Raw genomic sequence first — 17,233 nt, 5'->3', positions numbered from 1 at the left:
GATCGCCGCATGAGCGCCCCCGCAGTGGAGCCCGGCACCAAGCTGGCTGACCGGTTCCGTCTGGAGGACCGCGTCACCGAGCAGGGTGGCGCGACATTGTGGAAGGCGATCGACGAGGTGCTTGCCCGTCCGGTCGCCGTGCACACCTTCACCCCGGAGTTCCCGCGGGTCAGCGAGGTGGTGACCGCCGCCAGGACGGCGAGCCGGCTGTCCGACCCGCGGCTGACGCAGGTGTTCGACGCCGCGGAGGAAGACGGGCGTTCCTACGTCGTCAGCGAGTGGGTGACCGGCGAGACGCTGGCCGACCTGCTGTCGGCGGGCCCGCTCGACCCCGAGAGGGCCGCCGGCTTCGTCGCCGAAGCGGCCGAGGCGCTCGTCCACGCCCACGAGGCCGGGCTGGCGCATCTCTGCCTCACTCCCGACCGGCTCATCTGGACCTCGGGCAGCACCGTCAAGGTGCTCGGCCTGGGCGTCGACGCCGCGCTGGCCGGCCTGGAGAGCGACGACCCCGCCCGCACCGACGCGGAGGGCCTCGGCAGGCTGCTCTACGCCGGGCTCACAGGTCACTGGCCGGGCGGCGACGAGAGCGGCCTGCCCGCCGCTCCGATGACCGACAGTCACGTCTGCACGCCGCGCCAGGTCACCGCCGGCGTGCCCGGCTACCTCGACACGATCACCTGCCGGGCGGTCATTCCCGAGGCGCGGCGGGGGCTGACGCCGCTGGCGAACCCGGCCGAGGTCGCGGACGCGCTCGGCGGGGTGCCCCGCCCCACGCCGGTGGCGGTCTCCGCGGTGCCCCCCTCGGTCCCGATCGCCGCCGACGAGGACGTCCGGTTCGAGATGACCCGGCCGCGCCCCGAGTTCACGGGCATGATCCCCGCGCCGCGACCGCCGCACAAGCAGGGCGGGATGGTCAACCGGGTGCTGATGGCGGCCGTGGTGCTGCTGGTGATGGCCGCCGTCGGCCTCGGCGCGTGGACTCTCGGGCGCAACATCGGCTCACCCGGCGACACCCAGGCCGAATCGACCCCGACCCCCTCCGTGGCCGTCGAGCCGAAGATCGTCAAGGCGGAGAGCGCGTCCGGCTTCGACCCGCTGGGCGACGACAGGGAGGAGCATCCCGAGCTCGCCCGCTTCGCGATCGACGGCAAGCCCGACACCGAATGGCACACGACCAACTACAACAGCGCCGACCTCGGTCGGTTGAAGGACGGCGTGGGCCTGCTGCTCGACATGGGCAAGCCGGTCAAGGTCGCCGACGTGATCGCCACGCTGTCCAAGGCGTCGGGCGCGACCGTCGAGCTCAAGGTCGGCGACTCGCGGGAACTGAGTTCCCTCAAGACCGTCGCCCGGCAACGGAACGTCTCGGGCAAGGTCACTCTGACGCCGGAGACCGCCGCAAGCGGTCAGTACGTTTTGATCTGGTTTACCCGACTTCCGATGGATCAAGGGAAGTTTCGTGGCACCATCTATGACGTAGTGGTCTCCTCTACCGGAACGGCATAGCAGGACTCTCCTTGTGAATTCCCCATCCGAGACCCCGCCCACGGCGGATCAGACGGCGCGGGCCACGATGCCCGACGCCGAACTGCTGACGCGCCATACCAGCGGGGACCCGCACGCGTTCAGCGAGATCGTCAAACGTCATCGAGACCGCATGTGGGCGGTCGCCCTGCGCACGCTCGGCGATCCCGACGAGGCGGCCGACGCGGTGCAGGACGCCTTCGTCTCGGCCTATCGCAAGGCGGAGAGCTTCCGCGGCGAGGCGGCCGTCACGACGTGGCTGCACCGGATCGTGGTCAACGCCTGTCTCGACCGCATGCGCCGGAAATCGGTACGACCGGTCGCCGACGACGAGCTCATCGAAGCCGCCGAACGCGAAACCCCGATGCCTGATCAGACCGGCGAGCGCGAGGTCTCCATGGAGGTCTCCGCCGCCCTCAAATTACTGCCCACCGACCAGCGCGCGGCGCTCGTACTGGTGGACATGATGGGCTACTCCGTCGAGGACGCCGCCCATGTCCTTCAGGTTCCCAGCGGCACCGTGAAGAGCCGCTGTGCGCGAGGCCGCGCGAAACTTGCCCCGATTCTTTCCCATCTGCGGAACCGATCCGATCTCAGTCGCGTCTCATCCGCGAAGGGAGCAGAACTTCGTGACGGGTGACACGCACTACGATTTGGAGATCCTGGCCGAATTGGCCGAGGGACTCCTCGACGCCGCCTCGGCTCAGCCGGTACGCGAGCATCTCGCGGTATGCGTCCCATGCGGGGAGCATCTGGCTGATCTTGCGGCGGTACGTGAAGTGCTCGCGGCGACTCCGACACCGGCCATGCCGATGGGAGTCGCGCTGCGAATCGACCAGGCAATCGCCGCCGAGGCAGCGAGAAGCGGTTCCAGGACCGCCGTCGCGCTCGCCGAGGCCCCCGACTGGGACCGGCTGATGGCCGACGCTCCATGGGAGACCTCCCCGCAGGAGGAGCCCGCGGAGCCGGAGCCGGTGCGCCTGGGCGTGGTCGCCGACGACGGCAGCGTCGTCCGGGCGAGACGGTCCAGGTCGAGCAGGCGACGTCGGTTGGTCATGCCACTGACGGCAGCCGCGGCAGCGGCTGTGGTCATCGGCTCGGCGGCGGTGGCGACGACCATGATCGCTGCTTCGGGCGGCTCCTCGGGGCCCTCGGTGCCGGCAGTCGCATCTAAGGAGTCCAAGACTTACGCCAGCGCGCTGGCCTACAAGGTCACAGATACGAACTACAACTTCACCAACCGCGCACTGAGCGGCTCGCTGAGCGACTACCTCGCGCCGGCTCCGATCTTCCAGGGGCCGGAATCAAGCAAGACCGAGCTGACGAAGTGCATCGGCAAGGTCGCGGGGAAGGTCAAGACGAACCCCTTCCACGTCGATCAGGCCATGTACAACGGCCAGGAAGCAACGATCATGTTGTTCTGGAAGGACAAGGCGGCCAACTCGGTCCAGGTCCGCGTGGTCGACCCGGAGTGCAGGAGCCTCAGGAAGCCTGCCCTGGCGAAGTGGTAGCACCGTAGTGCGAAGAGCCCGCTTCGGCGGGCTCTTTCGCGTTCCACCACAGGCCGGGAATCACCTGCGCCTAGGATCTGTTGTCGCCACTGGCAACAGCAGACGGGAAAGGCGTAGAGCGTGAGCGACGTCCGTAATGTGATCATCATCGGGTCGGGCCCGGCAGGCTACACCGCCGCCGTCTACTCCGCCCGCGCCGACCTGAGGCCGCTGGTCTTCGAGGGCTCGGTGACCGCTGGCGGCGCCCTCATGAACACCACAGACGTGGAGAACTTCCCGGGCTTCCCTGACGGGATCATGGGTCCCGACCTCATGGACAACCTGCGCAAGCAGGCGGAGCGGTTCGGCGCCGAGCTGGTCACCGACGACGTCGTCGAGGTCGACCTGAACGTCGAGCCCAAGGTGGTCAAGACCACCACCGACACCTACTACGCCAAGACCGTCATCCTGGCCACCGGGTCGCGCTACCGCGAGCTGGGCCTGCCGAACGAGAAGCGCCTGTCCGGCCACGGCGTCTCCTGGTGTGCCACCTGTGACGGGTTCTTCTTCCGCGACCAGGACATCGTGGTCGTGGGCGGCGGCGACTCGGCGATGGAGGAGGCCACCTTCCTCACCCGCTTCGCCCGCTCGGTCACGGTGATCCACCGCCGTTCCGAACTGCGCGCCAGCAAGATCATGCAGGACCGCGCCTTCGCCAACGACAAGATCCGCTTCGTCTGGGACAGCGAGGTGACCGACGTCCTCGGGGACGACCGCGTCTCCGGCGTACGACTGCGCAACCTCGTGACCGGCGAGGAGAGCGAGCTGGAGGTGACCGGCCTGTTCGTCGCCATCGGTCACGACCCGCGCAACGAGCTGGTCAAGGGCCAGCTGGACCTCGACGACGAGGGATACATCCAGGTCAAGTCCCCTGGTACGGGGACCGCGATCAGCGGTGTGTTCGCCTGCGGAGACGTCGTCGACCACATCTACCGTCAGGCGATCACCGCCGCGGGCACCGGCTGCCAGGCGTCTCTCGACGCCGAGCGCTGGCTGTCCCACCAGGAAAGCTAAGGAGAACCGAACCGTGGGCACCATCAACAGCGTCACCGACGCCAGCTTCGCGACCGACGTCCTGAAGAGTGACAAGCCGGTGCTGGTCGACTTCTGGGCCGAGTGGTGCGGTCCCTGCCGTCAGGTCGCGCCCATCCTTGAAGAAATCGCCAAGGAGCAGTCCGACAAGCTGACCGTGGTCAAGCTCAACATCGACGAGAATCCTCAGGTTCCTCGCGACTACGGCGTACTCCAGATTCCGACCCTGAACGTCTATAAGGGTGGAGAGGTCGTCAAGCAGATCATCGGCGCCAAGCCGAAGGCCATGCTGCTTCGCGAGCTCGAGGGCATCATCTAGAGCTCGTCCCCACGGAGCTCCGGGTGGCCCCCTGCGGCACGGCACCCCGGGGCCGGCCGTACCACCGCTCCCTGAGCGGCACCCACCCAACACAAGCGGCCCCTTCGCCCTATTGCCGGGCGAAGGGGCCGCTTGTTGTTGAAGCTCTCAGATGCCCTCAGACGGGGCGCAGAGCCCTCTCAGGGCTCATGGACCCCAGGAGCCTCTCCAGGGCCACCTCGACGTCCTCACGCCACGAGATGGCCGTCTTGAGCTCAAGGCGGAGACGGGGGTAACGGAGATGGGGGCGAACCGTCTTGAATCCCACCGCAAGCAGATGATCGGCGGGAAGCACGCATCCGGGCTGCTCCCACTTCAGATCGCCGAACGCCTCGATCGCCTTGACACTCCGCCGAGTGAGATCCTTGGCCGCTCCCTGGATGAGCATCCGGCCCAGGCCGCCCCCGGTGAACTCGGGAATGACATGGGCCGTCATCAGCAGCACGGCGTCGGCGCTCACCGGCGAGGTGGGGAAGGCCACCGAACGCGGCACGTAGAGTGGCGGAGCGTAGAGCACGAATCCCGCCGGCACGCCGTCGACGTAGACGATCTTTCCGCAGCTACCCCATTCGAGGAGCGTGGCCGAGATCCACGCTTCCTTCTCCAGCCCCGGCTCGCCCACCTCGGCCGCACGCTCGCCGTTGACGGGATCGAGCTCCCAGAAGACACACCGCCGGCACCGACGCGGAAGATCGTCAAGGTTGTCCAGAGTGATGTTGGCGAGGCGACGCGACAACAGCTGGCCCCATTCCTGACGTGGCTCTTAGTGGAAAACCCCGCGAACACGACGTCTCCAGGTGGCATCGTAGCTCAGGTGGGGTAACGCCAGGTGGCTGAAATGTGCAGGGTCGGCCAAATGACTTCCCCGGAGATGTCTGTCACAGATGGTGACGTATTCTGATGTATCCGACTGCTTTTTGCAGGCTATCGAGCGAGGAGGTGGACCGTGACTGAGGAGACGATGGATCACGGTCAGACTGCGGCGACCCAAGGGTCCCGCATCGACGCCTATGTCGATCGGTACGCCGCGCGAGCTACCGGGATGGTCGCCTCCGAGATCCGAGCTCTGTTCGCCGTCGCGTCGAGGCCCGAGGTGGTCTCACTCGCCGGCGGCATGCCGTACGTCACGGCCCTTCCCCTCGACGTCGTCGGCGAGCTCGTCGCCGACCTGGTGGCGCGGCGCGGACCCGTCGCCCTCCAGTACGGCTCGGGCCAGGGTGACCCGCACCTGCGCGAGCAGATCTGCGAGGTCATGCGGCTGGAGGGCATCGACGCCGGCTCCGACGACGTCGTCGTGACCGTGGGTTCCCAGCAGGCCCTCGACCTGATCACCCGGATCTTCATCGACCCCGGCGACGTGGTGCTCGCCGAAGGCCCCTCCTACGTGGGCGCGCTCGGCACCTTCGCCGCCTACCAGGCGTCCGTCGTGCACATCGCGATGGACGACCAGGGGCTGGTGCCCGCCGACCTGGCCGAGACCATCGCCAGGCTGGAGCGGGCAGGGCGACGCCTGAAGTTCCTCTACACGATTCCGAGCTTCCAGAACCCCGCCGGAGTGACGCTGAACCTGGCGCGCCGCCGCGAGGTCCTGGAGATCTGCCAGCGCGCGGGCCTGCTCGTCGTCGAGGACAACCCGTACGGCCTGCTCGGCTTCGACGGCGAGCCGATGCGCGCGCTCCGGGCCGACGACCCCGAGGGCGTCGTCTACCTCGGCTCCTTCTCCAAGACGCTGGCCCCCGGATTCCGGGTCGGCTGGGCGCTCGCCCCGCACGCGGTGCGTGACAAACTCGTGCTGGCCATGGAGTCGGCCGTGCTGTCCCACTCCTCGTTCTCCCAACTCGCCGTGGGTCAGTATCTCGCCACCCAGCCGTGGCGCGAGCAGATCAAAACCTTCCGCGAGCTGTACCGTGAGCGCAGGGACGCCATGCTCACCTCGCTGGAGGCGCTCATGCCGCCCGGCTGCACGTGGACCCGCCCGGCAGGCGGCTTCTTCGTCTGGATGACCCTGCCCGAGGGCCTCGACTCCAAGGCGATCCTGCCGCGGGCCGTCGCCGAACGCGTCGCCTTCGTGCCCGGCACAGGTTTCTATGCCGACGCGCAAGGTGCCGGGAACATGCGGCTGTCCTACTGTTATCCCCAGCCCGATCGCATCCGCGAAGGCGTCCGTCGCCTGTCGGGAGTGATCGAGCAGGAGATACGGCTACGCGACACCTTCGGAACCGGCTCAGCCCCCGATCACATCGGGGTCGACACCCCCGGTCCCGACCTCGCCTGAGTTTTCCGTACGGCCGGCGCCCTTCGCTGGGGTGCCGGCCGTACACGAACGTGAGAGAAGAGGGACCTTCCCGATGAGCGATCTCGGCCATGTGCTGGTTCTGGCCGGCGGACTGTCATATGAGCGGGAGGTGTCCCTGCGATCGGGGCGCCGGGTGAGCGAGGTGCTCCGCGCCGCCGGTATCGACGTCGAGACGCGCGACACCGACTCCTCCCTCATCCCCTCCGTGCTCGCCGACCCGCCTGACGCGGTGTTCGTGACGCTGCACGGTGGCGCCGGAGAGGACGGGGCGATCCGCTCGGTCCTCGAACTGCTCGGCGTTCCCTATGTGGGCGCGGGTCCCGACGCCTGCCGGGTGGCCTTCGACAAGCCCAGTGCCAAGGCGGTCGTCCGCTCCGTCGGCCTGCGTACGCCCGACTCGGTGACGCTTCCCAAGGAGACCTTCCACGACCTCGGCGCCTCGGCGATGCTGACACGCATCGTGGAGCGCCTCGGACTGCCTCTCTTCGTCAAGCCCGCCCGCGGCGGGTCCGCCCTGGGCGCCTCCATCGTCCGCACCGCCGAAGAACTGCCCGCCGCGATGGTCGGCTGCTTCGCCTACGGCGACACCGCGCTGATCGAACGCTACGTCGAGGGGATCGAGGTGGCGGTCTCCGTCCTCGACCTCGGTGACGGGCCGGTGGCCCTGCCCGCGGTGGAGATCGTGCCCGACGAGGGCGTTTACGATTACGCCGCTCGCTACACCGCCGGGCACACCGAGTTCTTCGCCCCCGCCCGCCTCTCCTCCGAAGCCGCCGCCGCCTGCGCCGAGATGGCCGTGACCGCCCACACCGCGCTGGGCCTCCGCGACATCTCCCGTACCGACCTCATCGTCGACTCCTCCCGCCTGCCCCATTTCCTCGAAGTCAACGTGGCACCCGGCATGACGGAGACCTCCCTCCTCCCGATGTCCGTCGAAGCCGCCGGTCAGGATCTGGGCACCGTCTGCCGCTTCCTCCTGGAATCCGCCGCCGTCCGCTGACCGCCGACATTGCGACACGGGTGCGGTCTGCCGGTGTGCGCCTTCCTTAGCCGGGTGGTTCCGGAACGCCGGGTGGTTCCGAGGAGCACCCGGCGGCCTCTGCCCACCCTTGCCGGAGCCCACCACCGCAAGTCCGCCGCCTCAAGTCCGCCGCCTCAAGTCCGCCGCCGGCCATGAGGCACCCCCTCCGTGGCCACGATGCCGTTCTTACGGTTAACCGCCACTGCACGTCCACCACCGGGCTCGGCACCACCGGCACGAATCAGACCTTCACTTCCTGCCGCAACATGACACCAGATGCAACACGGGGACGGCCTGCCGCCGGTGTGCGCTTCCCTTGGCCGGGTGGTTCCGGGGGGATCGCCCGGCGGCATCCGCCCGCCACTTCGCCGGAGCCCGCCACCGGGCACCGGGCACCGGGCACCGGGCACCGGGCAGGATTCCGGACCCTCATGCCCGCCGGGACAGGTCATCGGCCGGCATCTCACTGGGCGGGGAATGGCTGGGCACGGCCTTCTGCGTATCCGCTGCGGGGGCATCCTCTGGTTCTCCATGTTCATGGCTGGGGAGGATGCCGGTCCCGTAACACCGCCATCGTCGGCGATGATTCGAGCGGTCAGGGTCTCGGTGTCTTCATCTCACATCGCTGAATCCGCCGACGGGCCGCTCGCTGCGTGTCGTACTCGCCTACAGTCGGCGCACCGCTGGATGTGGGCCCTCCTTGCGCACACCTTCGCAGAAGAACTCGGTGTCCCTGTTGGATTCCGTCACTACTTCCACGTGTTTCACGTGAAACCGTACTGATCCTCTGTGTCGTACGCTCCGCCCTGAGGAGCAATTGTCAACGCCTGTGGATTGGTGGTGAGCGTTATTACCCCTCGAGGTCTTGGTGGCCCTTTGGAGTGAGTAGCTGACGGAGTCGTTTGATTTCGGCGATCAGCCGAGGGATATCTTGGCGGGCGTTCGCGATGAACTGGGCGTTCTCATCCCAGCGTTCGTCGGCGACGTCGACGTAGCGAGGGTGCTGGATGAGGGTTGCGGCCACGATCTCGTGATGATCGAAGTCCGGCCACCGTTCACCGTGGCCGGTGTCGGGAACGGTGCTGATGGCCACGAGGCTCATGGCCACCTCGTCGTCGAGGTGCCGGATGAACCACGGCCCTGGAGTTGCCGCCTCAGCGAGTTCTTCGATTGCGGCCAGTTCCTCATCGGTCAGCGGCTCGGGAGTTGTCATTAGGCTGCCCGCTCCTCACGTTCGACCAGTCGTCCTTTCTCAAAGCGGGCTCCGGCACGGACCAGGGCGACGAGGTGGGGTGCGTTGACCGCCCGCCAGCGGGCCTGGGCGGACTCGATCAGTTTGAAGGCCATGGCCAGCCCGGCAGCGCGTGAGCCCGGCCCCTTGGTCACCTTGGTCCGATGCCGGACCGTGGCGAAGGTGCTCTCGATGGGGTGGATCGTGCGCAGATGCACCCAGTGCTCGGCCGGGAAGTCGTAGAAGGCGAGCAGTTCGTCCAGGTCGTCGGGCGGCGAGCATCTTGCGGGCGCCCTCGCGCACCAGTTGGTCGATCAGCGAGACCGACGAGGGGCCAGCCGAGCCGTCGCCGCCGTCAGCGGGCAGCTCGGGAACTCTGGTGAGCATTCCGGGTGTGCCTTCCCGACCGATGCGCCAACATCGGCCTACTTGAGAACCTCATCTCAGATCCGGGAAGGTACACCCCTTCCCGGCAGATCCACAGGTTTCAAGCATTGCTCCGCTCTGAGTGGGTCGGCGCCCTCTGCGCCAGCGGGTAAGCGTGGTCCCAGACCAACGGCAGGGTCGAACGCTTCAACCTCACTCTGGCCGACGGCTGGGCACTGGAACGCTTCTGCAACTCAGAACAAGCACCCCGCAACCCACTACCCGCCTGGCTCCATCGCTACAAGCACCACCCACCCCACACCGCTACCGACGGCAAGTCACCTATCACCAGGTTGGCCAACGTCTCTGGGCAGTACAGCTAGTGCGATGCCCAGAGACGTTCTCCGGCTCCAGGAGTCGTGATCACCGAGATTGGGAGCCGGCTTGGACCTCGGCGAAGGTTCGTGGAGACCGCTTTAGCCGGAGCGTCCAAGCGCCGAAGAGAGTCGCCACGGGGTGATCCCCAGTGACATGGCGGCCTGCCATGCCCGTTCTGCTTACTCCCCGGGCAGTCTCCGACGGAGGGTGGCGAGTCGGGCGCTCGGGACGGCGGCGTAATGTGGCGGCGTGCTGATCGAATCCTCATATCCCAAGAGTTTCGCCAGTGACAACCACGCTGGAGTGCATCCTGCCGTGCTCGCCGCCATGGCCGCAGCCAACGACGGCGACGCGCCCGCGTACGGCGACGACCGCTGGACCCACGTCTTCGAGGAGCAGATCAAGGAGATATTCGGGCACGAGGCGACCGGTTTCGCCGTGCTCAACGGTGCGGGAGCCAACATGGTGGGGCTCGCCGCGATGCTGGGACGCTACGACGCGATCATCTGCCCGGACACCGCACATATCGCGACCCATGAGGCCGGCGCCGCGGAACGTCTGTTGGGCGTCAAACTGCTCACCGCCCCTACCGCCTCAGGCAAGCTCAGCCCCAACGATGTCACCGACCAACTGCACGCCATCGGTGATGTCATGGTGTCCCAGCCGCGCGTCGTCTCCATCTCCCAGGTGACGGAACTGGGAACCTGTTACACGGCCAACGAGGTCGCCCGGTTGGTGGAGGTCGCACATGCCGGGGGGCTGCTCGTTCACATGGATGGTGCGAGGCTTGCCAATGCGGCCGCCTTCCTCGGCTGCTCGCTCCGTGAGTTCACGACCGACGCCGGGGTCGATGTGCTGAGTTTCGGGGGAACCAAGAACGGCGCACTCGCCGCTGAGGCCGTCATCGCGCTGCGCCCCTCCGTCGTGCCCCAGTTGCCTTTTCTGCGCAGACAATCCCTGCAGTTGGCGTCGAAGATGCGGTTCGTCTCCGCCCAGTTGTCCGCCCTTCTCACCGATGACCTCTGGCTCGCCAACGCCGCCCACGCCAACGGGATGGCTCGTCGACTGTGTGCCGGAGTGGCTGACCTTCCGGGTGTCTCGATCGAGTACCCGGTCGAGTCGAATGCCGTCTTCGCCGCCCTACCACCGCAGGCGATTCCCACACTCCAGGAGAAGTTCTCCTTCCACGTGTGGGACGAGTCCAGTGGCGTCGTCCGCTGGATGACGGCCTTCGACACCTCCCCCCACCACGTGGACGACTTCATCACCCACATCCACAAAACCCTCAGCCCCGAAACCCACTAAGACGGGCGTCAGATCACCCCGGCACCCGTTTCCCTATCTTCCGCTCGGCGGTGCCGACAGGGAGACCCGCCACGTCGGCGGCCACGTGCGGGGCCCGGACTCCCGCCACTCCCGCCACTCCCCCGCTCCCCGCGTGGCCAGTGGCCACGTCGAACGCGGCCTGGCCACTCCGCTCGCGCACACGGAGACACCGAGCCCGTCGCCGCAGAGGGCAGCCATCGCGATCCTGAACCCTCGCCGCGCTCGCCGACCAGCGCCTCGGGCGGCAGCCGCAGGCCGTCGAACCTGACCTGGGCCGGCGCGAAACCACGACACCTACGGCTTGGGCAGAACCGCGCGGCAGGTGCGGGAGGCGGTCGCGAAGCTTCGCCGCGTGCACAACGAGAACCCCAAGAGGAGCCAGGCGGATAGGGCTTTGCGGCGTGCTTGTTCTGAGTTGTAGAAGCGTCCCAGTGCCCAGCCGTCGGCCAGGGGTGCGGTGGAGCGTTCGACTTTGCCGTTGGTCTGGGGGCGGTAGTGGTCGGGTCTTCTTGGGCCGGATGCCGAGTTCGGCGCAAGCATGGCGCCAGGCATGGGATCTCGCCCTGTGTGGGCCGGGGGCCATGTAACTCATCCCGGTCGGCGTGGCGGCGAACTGCCCGGGACATCAGCGGACAGCGGCTGCCTCCCGCTGCCACGGTCGGGAACGATCGGGGAGGAGAACCAGCAGTGTCGAAGGACGCGGTGTTGTAGGTGTCGACGGCGGTGGGGTAGGCGCTCCACCTACCGGCAACCGTGCACCCGGCTCTCGAAGGAACTGGATCTGGCGTCGGATCGACAGAGACCGGATGGAGCTGGACGCCTCCGGGTCTAGCCAACTCCCGGAGAACCCCGGCAAGCGTCGGCGTCCGCGTCGACGTTTCACGTGAAACAGCTGACCGGTAGCGCGCAAATGCAGCGATGCGTGGCGCTGAGGGGGCATCGCACCGCCCAGCGGAAGCCGGCTCGCCCGGCGAGCCAGAACGGCAGCGCTACCGGAACGGAGAAGAAGCGAACAATCGGTCCCCGATCTGACCAACGTCGCCATGTCGGCTTCGGCGAACCAGCGGGCCAGGCCGCCAGAGGCGATCAGGCGCTCGACGGCGTCCATCCTGCGATGGCCCACCCCAGAACCGGGAGCCCGAAGGTCACAGACTCGGCACCAGGCCCCCTTGAGAGAGAGGACCAGATGCGCAGCGGCGCCTCGCCCGTGACCGGGATCCGCCGGCCAGGCGCTCAGCCGGATGTAGGCCGGTTGGCCGAGCGTAGGCCGGCTGGCCGCGCCAGGCCGCCTGCTCGTACACGAAGTCCAGGTCCTGAAGCCCGGCAGTTGGAACCGCCGCTCCCACGCGGGGCGCGTGCGCGCCAGAGATCTCACGTGGTCCGTCAACCTACGAGCGGAGGGCCCACCCCTGACGCGTGGCGAGTGCGAGTCGTGTGTGGCACCGCGATGGCCGGCACAGCCACCCAGGAACGCCGATCCCCACCAACAGCGCTCCGGCAGCAGCAGCCCGCTCACGTCCGGACCCACGGTATTCGCCGTGGCCGGACCGGGGCGCCATGGACCACGTTCGTATGCGCTCCCTCAGAAGCGGCGGGAAGATGCGGTCGAGATCGACGTCACCTCGCTCGGAGGTGTGGACGACACGCGCGACCCTGCGCGAGCGGACCTTCGTCGCGCCGATGTCCACGCGGCTCAATCCGCGTCATCGTCGAGGTGCACACGGCGACCCGTGAGGACTTCAACATGCTGCAGGCCGTACGCAGCGCAGCCCGGTGTGTCCACGCCTGCCCCATCGCCATCGTCACGTTTCACGTGAAACAAGCGCCCCGACGCCCATCTCAATCAGCGTCACTCACTGGAACCACACGGCATCCTGTCGTGCGAAGACGCTGAACCCCTCTCGCCATCCTCGAACGCCATGACTCAATCCGCCGCCTTCGTCGCCGACCCCCCACCCCGCACCTACCTCACGGTCGGACCATCCGCATCGATGCCCCCGAGCAGATGCCTTCCAGAGCCAGGGGAACAACGCCTCGCATACAAGCACGCGGTGCACGACTGTCGGCCCGGCCGGCCCGCTGCTGTGTTCGGCGACCGGACCCCGCCCAGCGCAACCGCGGCAGGGCGTGAGGGCGAAGTGTCCACCACAATCCCCCCACCCGGGGGGCTTGAGCCTTTGTGGCACAGGCCAGAGGCTCACGTCACGCTGGCGTCTAGGTCTCCACCCGCGACTGCACTCCTTTTGGGCGGATCGCCGGTTCGCCCCACACCCTCCTCAGCGCCTCCTCCAGCACCTCGGCGAGCTCCTTGAATGCGACCGAGGTACCGCTGGGGGTCGCCGAGGCACTCAACCGCCGGCGTGTGCGTGGCTCAGACCTTCTGATCGATGGGCGGTGAGCGACGCAAAGAGGGCGCGATGAGAGAACGCGATGAGAGAGCGATGAGCTCAGTAGCCTTCAGGGCTGATAGGAGTGGCGGCTTCGGGGGCCATGGTGCCGATGATGCGTTCGAGGTCGTCGATGGTGGCGAACTCTACGACGATGCGGCCCTTCCGACGGCCCAGGTCGACTTTGACCTTGGTCTCGAAGTGGTCGGAGAGGCGGTCGGCGAGGTGGCGGAGCGCTGGGGCGACGGGCTTCTTGGCCGCCCGTTCGCGGGGAGCGCCCCCGGCCTTCGCGTCGCCGACGGCGACGATCTCTTCGACTGTGCGGACGGAGAGCCCTTCGGCGACGATGCGGCGGGCGAGCTGCTCCTGGGCGGCGGAATCGTCGAGAGAGAGGAGAGCCCGGGCGTGGCCGGCGCTGAGCAGCCCTGCGGCAACCCGCTTCTGAACGTCGGGCGGAAGGTTGAGCAGACGCAGGGTGTTGCTGATGTGCGGGCGGGAGCGGCCGATGCGCTGGGCGAGTTGCTCGTGCGTGGCGCCGAAGTCATCGAGGAGCTGCTGATAAGCGGCTCCTTCTTCGAGGGGGTTGAGCTGCTCGCGCTGGAGGTTCTCGATGAGGGCGTCGCGGAGGAGCTCGTCGTCCTGGGTGCTGCGGACGATCGCCGGAATCTCGGTCAGGCCCGCCATCTGGGAGGCACGCCAGCGCCGCTCCCCCATGATGAGCTCGAACCGGCCTTCGTGGGCGGGGCGCACCACGATCGGCTGGAGGAGGCCGACCTCACGGATGGACGCCGCGAGCTCGTCCAGGGCGATGTCGTCAAAGATCGTGCGAGGCTGGCGAGGGTTCGGATCGATCCTGGAGATCGGAATCTCCTGGAAGTAGGCCCCTACCACCGGCGAGGGCCCCAGATTCTGCTCCCCCACAGCCAGCGCGGTGTCCATGGCCGGGACGATGATCCCCGGACCGTCGACGATCGGGCCGGTCGGGATGAGCGCCCCGAGTCCTTTGCCCAGTCCACGCCCGCGCCGTTGCTGACTCACAAAATCTCCCTCATCCGCACGGCCACCTCCGGCCACTCCTGCTGAGGTTACCGTCGCGGAAGCTCGTCCCACGCCGGGGACGCGCAGCCTGTGGATTACTGTCCCACAGCGGCACCGCGGTAGGCGATCTCCCTCGCAGCATCCATGTAGGCCATCGCGCCACTGGATCCCGGGTCGTACGTCATGACCGACTGGCCGTAGCTGGGGGCCTCTGAAACACGAACACTTCTCGGGATCAGGGACTTCAGAACCGTCGCGCCGAAGTGCGAACGCACCTCGTCGGCGACCTGGGACGCCAGACGAGTCCTGCCGTCGTACATGGTCAGCAGGATCGTGGACAGGTTGAGCGTGGGATTCAGGTGAATTCGGACCAGGTCGACGTTGCGGAGCAGCTGGCCCAGCCCTTCGAGCGCGTAATACTCGCACTGGATCGGGATCAGCAACTCGTCGGCTGCCACCAGAGCGTTGACCGTGAGCAGGCCCAGCGACGGCGGGCAGTCGATGAGAATGTAATCGAGCTCCAGCGAGTTGAACGCGGCAAGCGCCCGGCGGAGCCGCGTCTCACGGGCGACCAGCGAAACCAGCTCGATCTCCGCGCCGGCCAGATCGATCGTGGCGGGAGCGCAATAGAGTCCGGGCATATCCGGTACCTCTTTGACGATCTCCGCAAGCGGAAGATCGTCAACCAGCACCTGATACACATCGGGGACGTCACCACGGTGCTCGGTGGCGAGCGCGGTCGACGCGTTCCCCTGCGGATCCAGGTCCACGACCAGCACACGCTGACCATGCATCGACAGGGCGGCGGCCAGGTTGACGGAGGTGGTCGTCTTGCCTACCCCGCCCTTCTGGTTGGCCACGGTGATGACACGGCACTTGGGCGGGCGCGGCCACCCCCCGTCCCTCGGAGTAGATCCCGCAGAAGGCGCGGCCGTCGTCGGGGAAGCGATTGTTTCACGTGAAACCACTGAGCTGAGTGCCTCTCGTACCAGCGGCGAATCGCCGGGGTTAAGGGGGGTCTGGGTCACGGTCGTCGTCCTTTCAACCGGCCTGGCAACGGCAGCGGGCTCCGGCACCGAGGACCATCCCTCCGAGGAAACCGGCCAGCCCAAGCCAGAGGGGCGTGCCACTTCCGCGACGGCCGTGGTCTTCGGCCAGCCCAAACCGCGAGCCGTACCAGGCAAGACCGTCACCTCTTCCGTCTGCGCCGCGAGGCCTGCCGACCTTGCTCGGGCGCGCGACCGGCGACCACACGAACGAGAGTTGCAGGCGGCTCGACCTTACCGTGCCCGACCGATACAAGCTCGGCCTGCTGCGCGCCACTCGCCCGCAACTGTGCCTGAGCGCCGGCAAGTTCCTCGGCGGCTCGCTCACCCTTCATCGCCAGCAACTCGCCTCCTTCGCGTAGCAGTGGCATGGACCAGGCCAGCAGCCGCTCCAAGGGGGCGACGGCACGGGCACTCGCCACATCGAACTGCCGTCTGCCCGCCAACTCCTCCGCGCGACCACGCACGACCTCGACGTTGTCGAGATTCAGCGCGTCGACACACTCCTCAAGGAAAATCGTCCTTCGGAGAAGTGGTTCAAGCAGGGTCACGGAGATGTCGGGCCGGACGATCGCCAGCACGATCCCGGGAAGCCCCGCTCCGGAGCCGATGTCCACCAGGCTCACAACCGGCGGGATCGCCTCGGCCACCACCGCGCAGTTGAGCAGATGGCGATCCCAGATCCTTGGCACCTCACGTGGACCAAGCAACCCGCGCACGACAGCGGGGCCGGCCAGCAGCTCCGCGAACGCCTCAGCCTGCGGCCACGATTTGTCATCGAAGACCTTGCGGGCCATGGCAGGTGGCTCCGGCATGCCGTCGCCAAAGCGGTCGCCATCCGCAGGCACATCGTCGCCGCGCCCATCGGCCCACTCGTCGCTCACTTCGGTCGATCTCCCCTACGCTTCGCGGACGGCCTCGTCTCGGCCACCCTCTCCGCGCCTCGCGCCGGGGTGCGCTCTGTTGTCATCGCCGTCTCTCACTCGCTTTGACGACCCTATCCAGCACTGCGGGCCCGTCCCGCCGGTACAGCCTCATGCGAGCAGGCTAACGCCCCTCCCCTTCCCAGCACGCTAGGCACAACGCCCGGCCCTCATCCCGTACGGCCGGCACCGCCCAGATTCCTCTCGCGACCGTCACCAGCCGAGGCGCTGGATGGATATCGGCGCTCTACGCGATGGAGGTGCTGTCAACGGTGCCGGTATGTGCCCAGTTCAGTGAGGGCAGAGACCTCTGTACGGCCGATTGCTGCCGTGGCGTCCGACGCCCAGGGCCGGGAGGTCTAACAGGGAGTCGCCACAGAATCGGATGCCGACCCGGCTGACGTGCGCCCCGTGATGATCCGGATGTGGCACCGGCGGAAACACTCGATCGAAGCCAGATCGAGAGTCCAGAGAGAATCGCGCATGGTCTCGCTCGGGTAGCCGCTGCACGCAGGCCGTACCCGCCGCTTCTCAGTCGATCGACCGCGCACCCACCGGGATACAGGTCGCCTCTGAATTCACAGCCTGTGGATAACCTCCCGGGAGCCTGCCGTCTCACAAGACCCGCCGACCCACTGCCGATGGCCGGTCTGACCTGCGCAGACCCGGGTTTCAGCCGCCGATCCGCGAGGCGCGCACGAGGCCCACGTTATGCCACAGAGATATACACAGGCTGTGGATAACGCACGCTCTCCGG

Annotated in this window: 15 protein-coding genes and 3 pseudogenes; 9 read left to right on the top strand and 9 right to left on the bottom strand. The window is 67.6% G+C overall.

Annotation, left to right across the window (positions count from 1 at the left end; translation table 11 throughout):
- Positions 1-9 precede the first annotated feature (9 nt).
- The 5 genes from MBA17_RS20540 (at position 10) to trxA (ending at position 4,425) form a co-directional block, all read left to right on the top strand.
- Positions 10-1,506: a protein kinase family protein gene (locus MBA17_RS20540; protein WP_238498131.1), complete on the top strand. Its 1,497-nt coding sequence runs from the start codon at positions 10-12 to the stop codon at positions 1,504-1,506.
- Positions 1,507-1,519: 13 nt separating this feature from the next.
- Positions 1,520-2,164 (top strand): RNA polymerase sigma factor SigM, encoded by a 645-nt coding sequence (sigM, locus tag MBA17_RS20535; RefSeq protein ID WP_455432806.1) that lies wholly within the window; start codon positions 1,520-1,522, stop codon positions 2,162-2,164.
- The gene (locus MBA17_RS20530) at positions 2,154-3,035 is read left to right on the top strand and encodes an anti-sigma factor family protein (protein ID WP_238498129.1); all 882 of its coding nucleotides are present in this window, start codon (positions 2,154-2,156) and stop codon (positions 3,033-3,035) included. The genes sigM and MBA17_RS20530 overlap by 11 nt, the downstream gene beginning before the upstream one ends.
- 120 nt (positions 3,036-3,155) lie before the next feature.
- Positions 3,156-4,088, top strand: a complete 933-nt coding sequence (gene trxB / locus MBA17_RS20525; RefSeq protein ID WP_238498128.1) for a thioredoxin-disulfide reductase — start codon at positions 3,156-3,158, stop codon at positions 4,086-4,088.
- Between the two features lie 13 nt (positions 4,089-4,101).
- Positions 4,102-4,425, top strand: a complete 324-nt coding sequence (gene trxA / locus MBA17_RS20520) for a thioredoxin (protein WP_455432805.1) — start codon at positions 4,102-4,104, stop codon at positions 4,423-4,425.
- A 157-nt stretch (positions 4,426-4,582) separates the two neighbouring features.
- Here the strand turns inward: trxA and MBA17_RS20515 are convergent, their stop codons facing one another.
- A complete protein-coding gene (locus MBA17_RS20515; RefSeq protein ID WP_238498127.1) occupies positions 4,583-5,200 on the bottom strand; it encodes a GNAT family N-acetyltransferase in 618 nt (205 codons plus the stop codon).
- 225 nt (positions 5,201-5,425) lie between these two features.
- Here MBA17_RS20515 and MBA17_RS20510 point away from each other — a divergent pair, with 225 nt between their 5' ends.
- Both MBA17_RS20510 and MBA17_RS20505 read left to right on the top strand, forming a co-directional pair.
- Positions 5,426-6,739 carry an aminotransferase-like domain-containing protein gene (locus MBA17_RS20510; protein WP_238498398.1) on the top strand — a complete coding sequence of 438 codons (1,314 nt, stop codon included), beginning with the start codon at positions 5,426-5,428 and terminating at the stop codon, positions 6,737-6,739.
- Positions 6,740-6,812: 73 nt separating this feature from the next.
- A complete protein-coding gene (locus tag MBA17_RS20505) occupies positions 6,813-7,760 on the top strand; it encodes a D-alanine--D-alanine ligase family protein (RefSeq protein ID WP_238498126.1) in 948 nt (315 codons plus the stop codon).
- Between the two features lie 871 nt (positions 7,761-8,631).
- Here MBA17_RS20505 and MBA17_RS20500 read toward each other — a convergent pair.
- Together MBA17_RS20500 and MBA17_RS20495 are read right to left on the bottom strand one after the other, a co-directional pair.
- Positions 8,632-8,994 (bottom strand): hypothetical protein, encoded by a 363-nt coding sequence (locus MBA17_RS20500; RefSeq protein WP_238498125.1) that lies wholly within the window; start codon positions 8,992-8,994, stop codon positions 8,632-8,634.
- Positions 8,994-9,281, bottom strand: a pseudogene (locus MBA17_RS20495) (IS256 family transposase); the annotation flags it as partial. The pseudogene MBA17_RS20495 and the gene MBA17_RS20500, both read right to left, overlap by 1 nt.
- A gap of 279 nt (positions 9,282-9,560) precedes the next feature.
- Between MBA17_RS20495 and MBA17_RS20490 the strand changes: the two are divergent.
- Positions 9,561-9,761: pseudogene (locus MBA17_RS20490) on the top strand (integrase core domain-containing protein); the annotation flags it as partial.
- 244 nt (positions 9,762-10,005) lie between these two features.
- Positions 10,006-11,061, top strand: coding sequence for a threonine aldolase family protein (locus tag MBA17_RS20485; protein ID WP_238498124.1), 1,056 nt, complete (start codon positions 10,006-10,008; stop codon positions 11,059-11,061).
- 13 nt (positions 11,062-11,074) lie between these two features.
- Here MBA17_RS20485 and MBA17_RS20480 read toward each other — a convergent pair whose 3' ends face one another.
- The 6 genes and pseudogenes from MBA17_RS20480 to rsmG all read right to left on the bottom strand — a co-directional run bounded on the left by MBA17_RS20480 (position 11,075) and on the right by rsmG (position 16,368).
- Positions 11,075-11,242 (bottom strand): hypothetical protein, encoded by a 168-nt coding sequence (locus tag MBA17_RS20480; RefSeq protein WP_238498123.1) that lies wholly within the window; start codon positions 11,240-11,242, stop codon positions 11,075-11,077.
- Between the two features lie 215 nt (positions 11,243-11,457).
- Positions 11,458-11,641: pseudogene (locus MBA17_RS20475) on the bottom strand (integrase core domain-containing protein); the annotation flags it as partial.
- 1,655 nt (positions 11,642-13,296) lie between these two features.
- Complete coding sequence (locus tag MBA17_RS20470; protein ID WP_238498122.1) at positions 13,297-13,434, bottom strand: hypothetical protein; 138 nt, start codon at positions 13,432-13,434, stop codon at positions 13,297-13,299.
- Positions 13,435-13,529: 95 nt separating this feature from the next.
- Entirely contained in the window at positions 13,530-14,507 is a 978-nt protein-coding gene (locus tag MBA17_RS20465) for a ParB/RepB/Spo0J family partition protein (RefSeq protein WP_238498121.1), read from the bottom strand.
- Between the two features lie 95 nt (positions 14,508-14,602).
- Positions 14,603-15,457, bottom strand: a complete 855-nt coding sequence (locus tag MBA17_RS20460) for a ParA family protein (RefSeq protein WP_455432817.1) — start codon at positions 15,455-15,457, stop codon at positions 14,603-14,605.
- Positions 15,458-15,696: 239 nt separating this feature from the next.
- Entirely contained in the window at positions 15,697-16,368 is a 672-nt protein-coding gene (gene rsmG, locus MBA17_RS20455; RefSeq protein WP_238498396.1) for a 16S rRNA (guanine(527)-N(7))-methyltransferase RsmG, read from the bottom strand.
- Positions 16,369-17,233 lie beyond the last annotated feature (865 nt).

It is taken from the genome of Dolomitihabitans soli (assembly GCF_022213955.1).
GTDB lineage: Bacteria > Actinomycetota > Actinomycetes > Streptosporangiales > Streptosporangiaceae > Streptosporangium_A > Streptosporangium_A soli.
The sequence above is the reverse complement of the archived record's forward strand: the minus strand, read 5'-3'. Positions and strand labels throughout refer to the sequence as shown.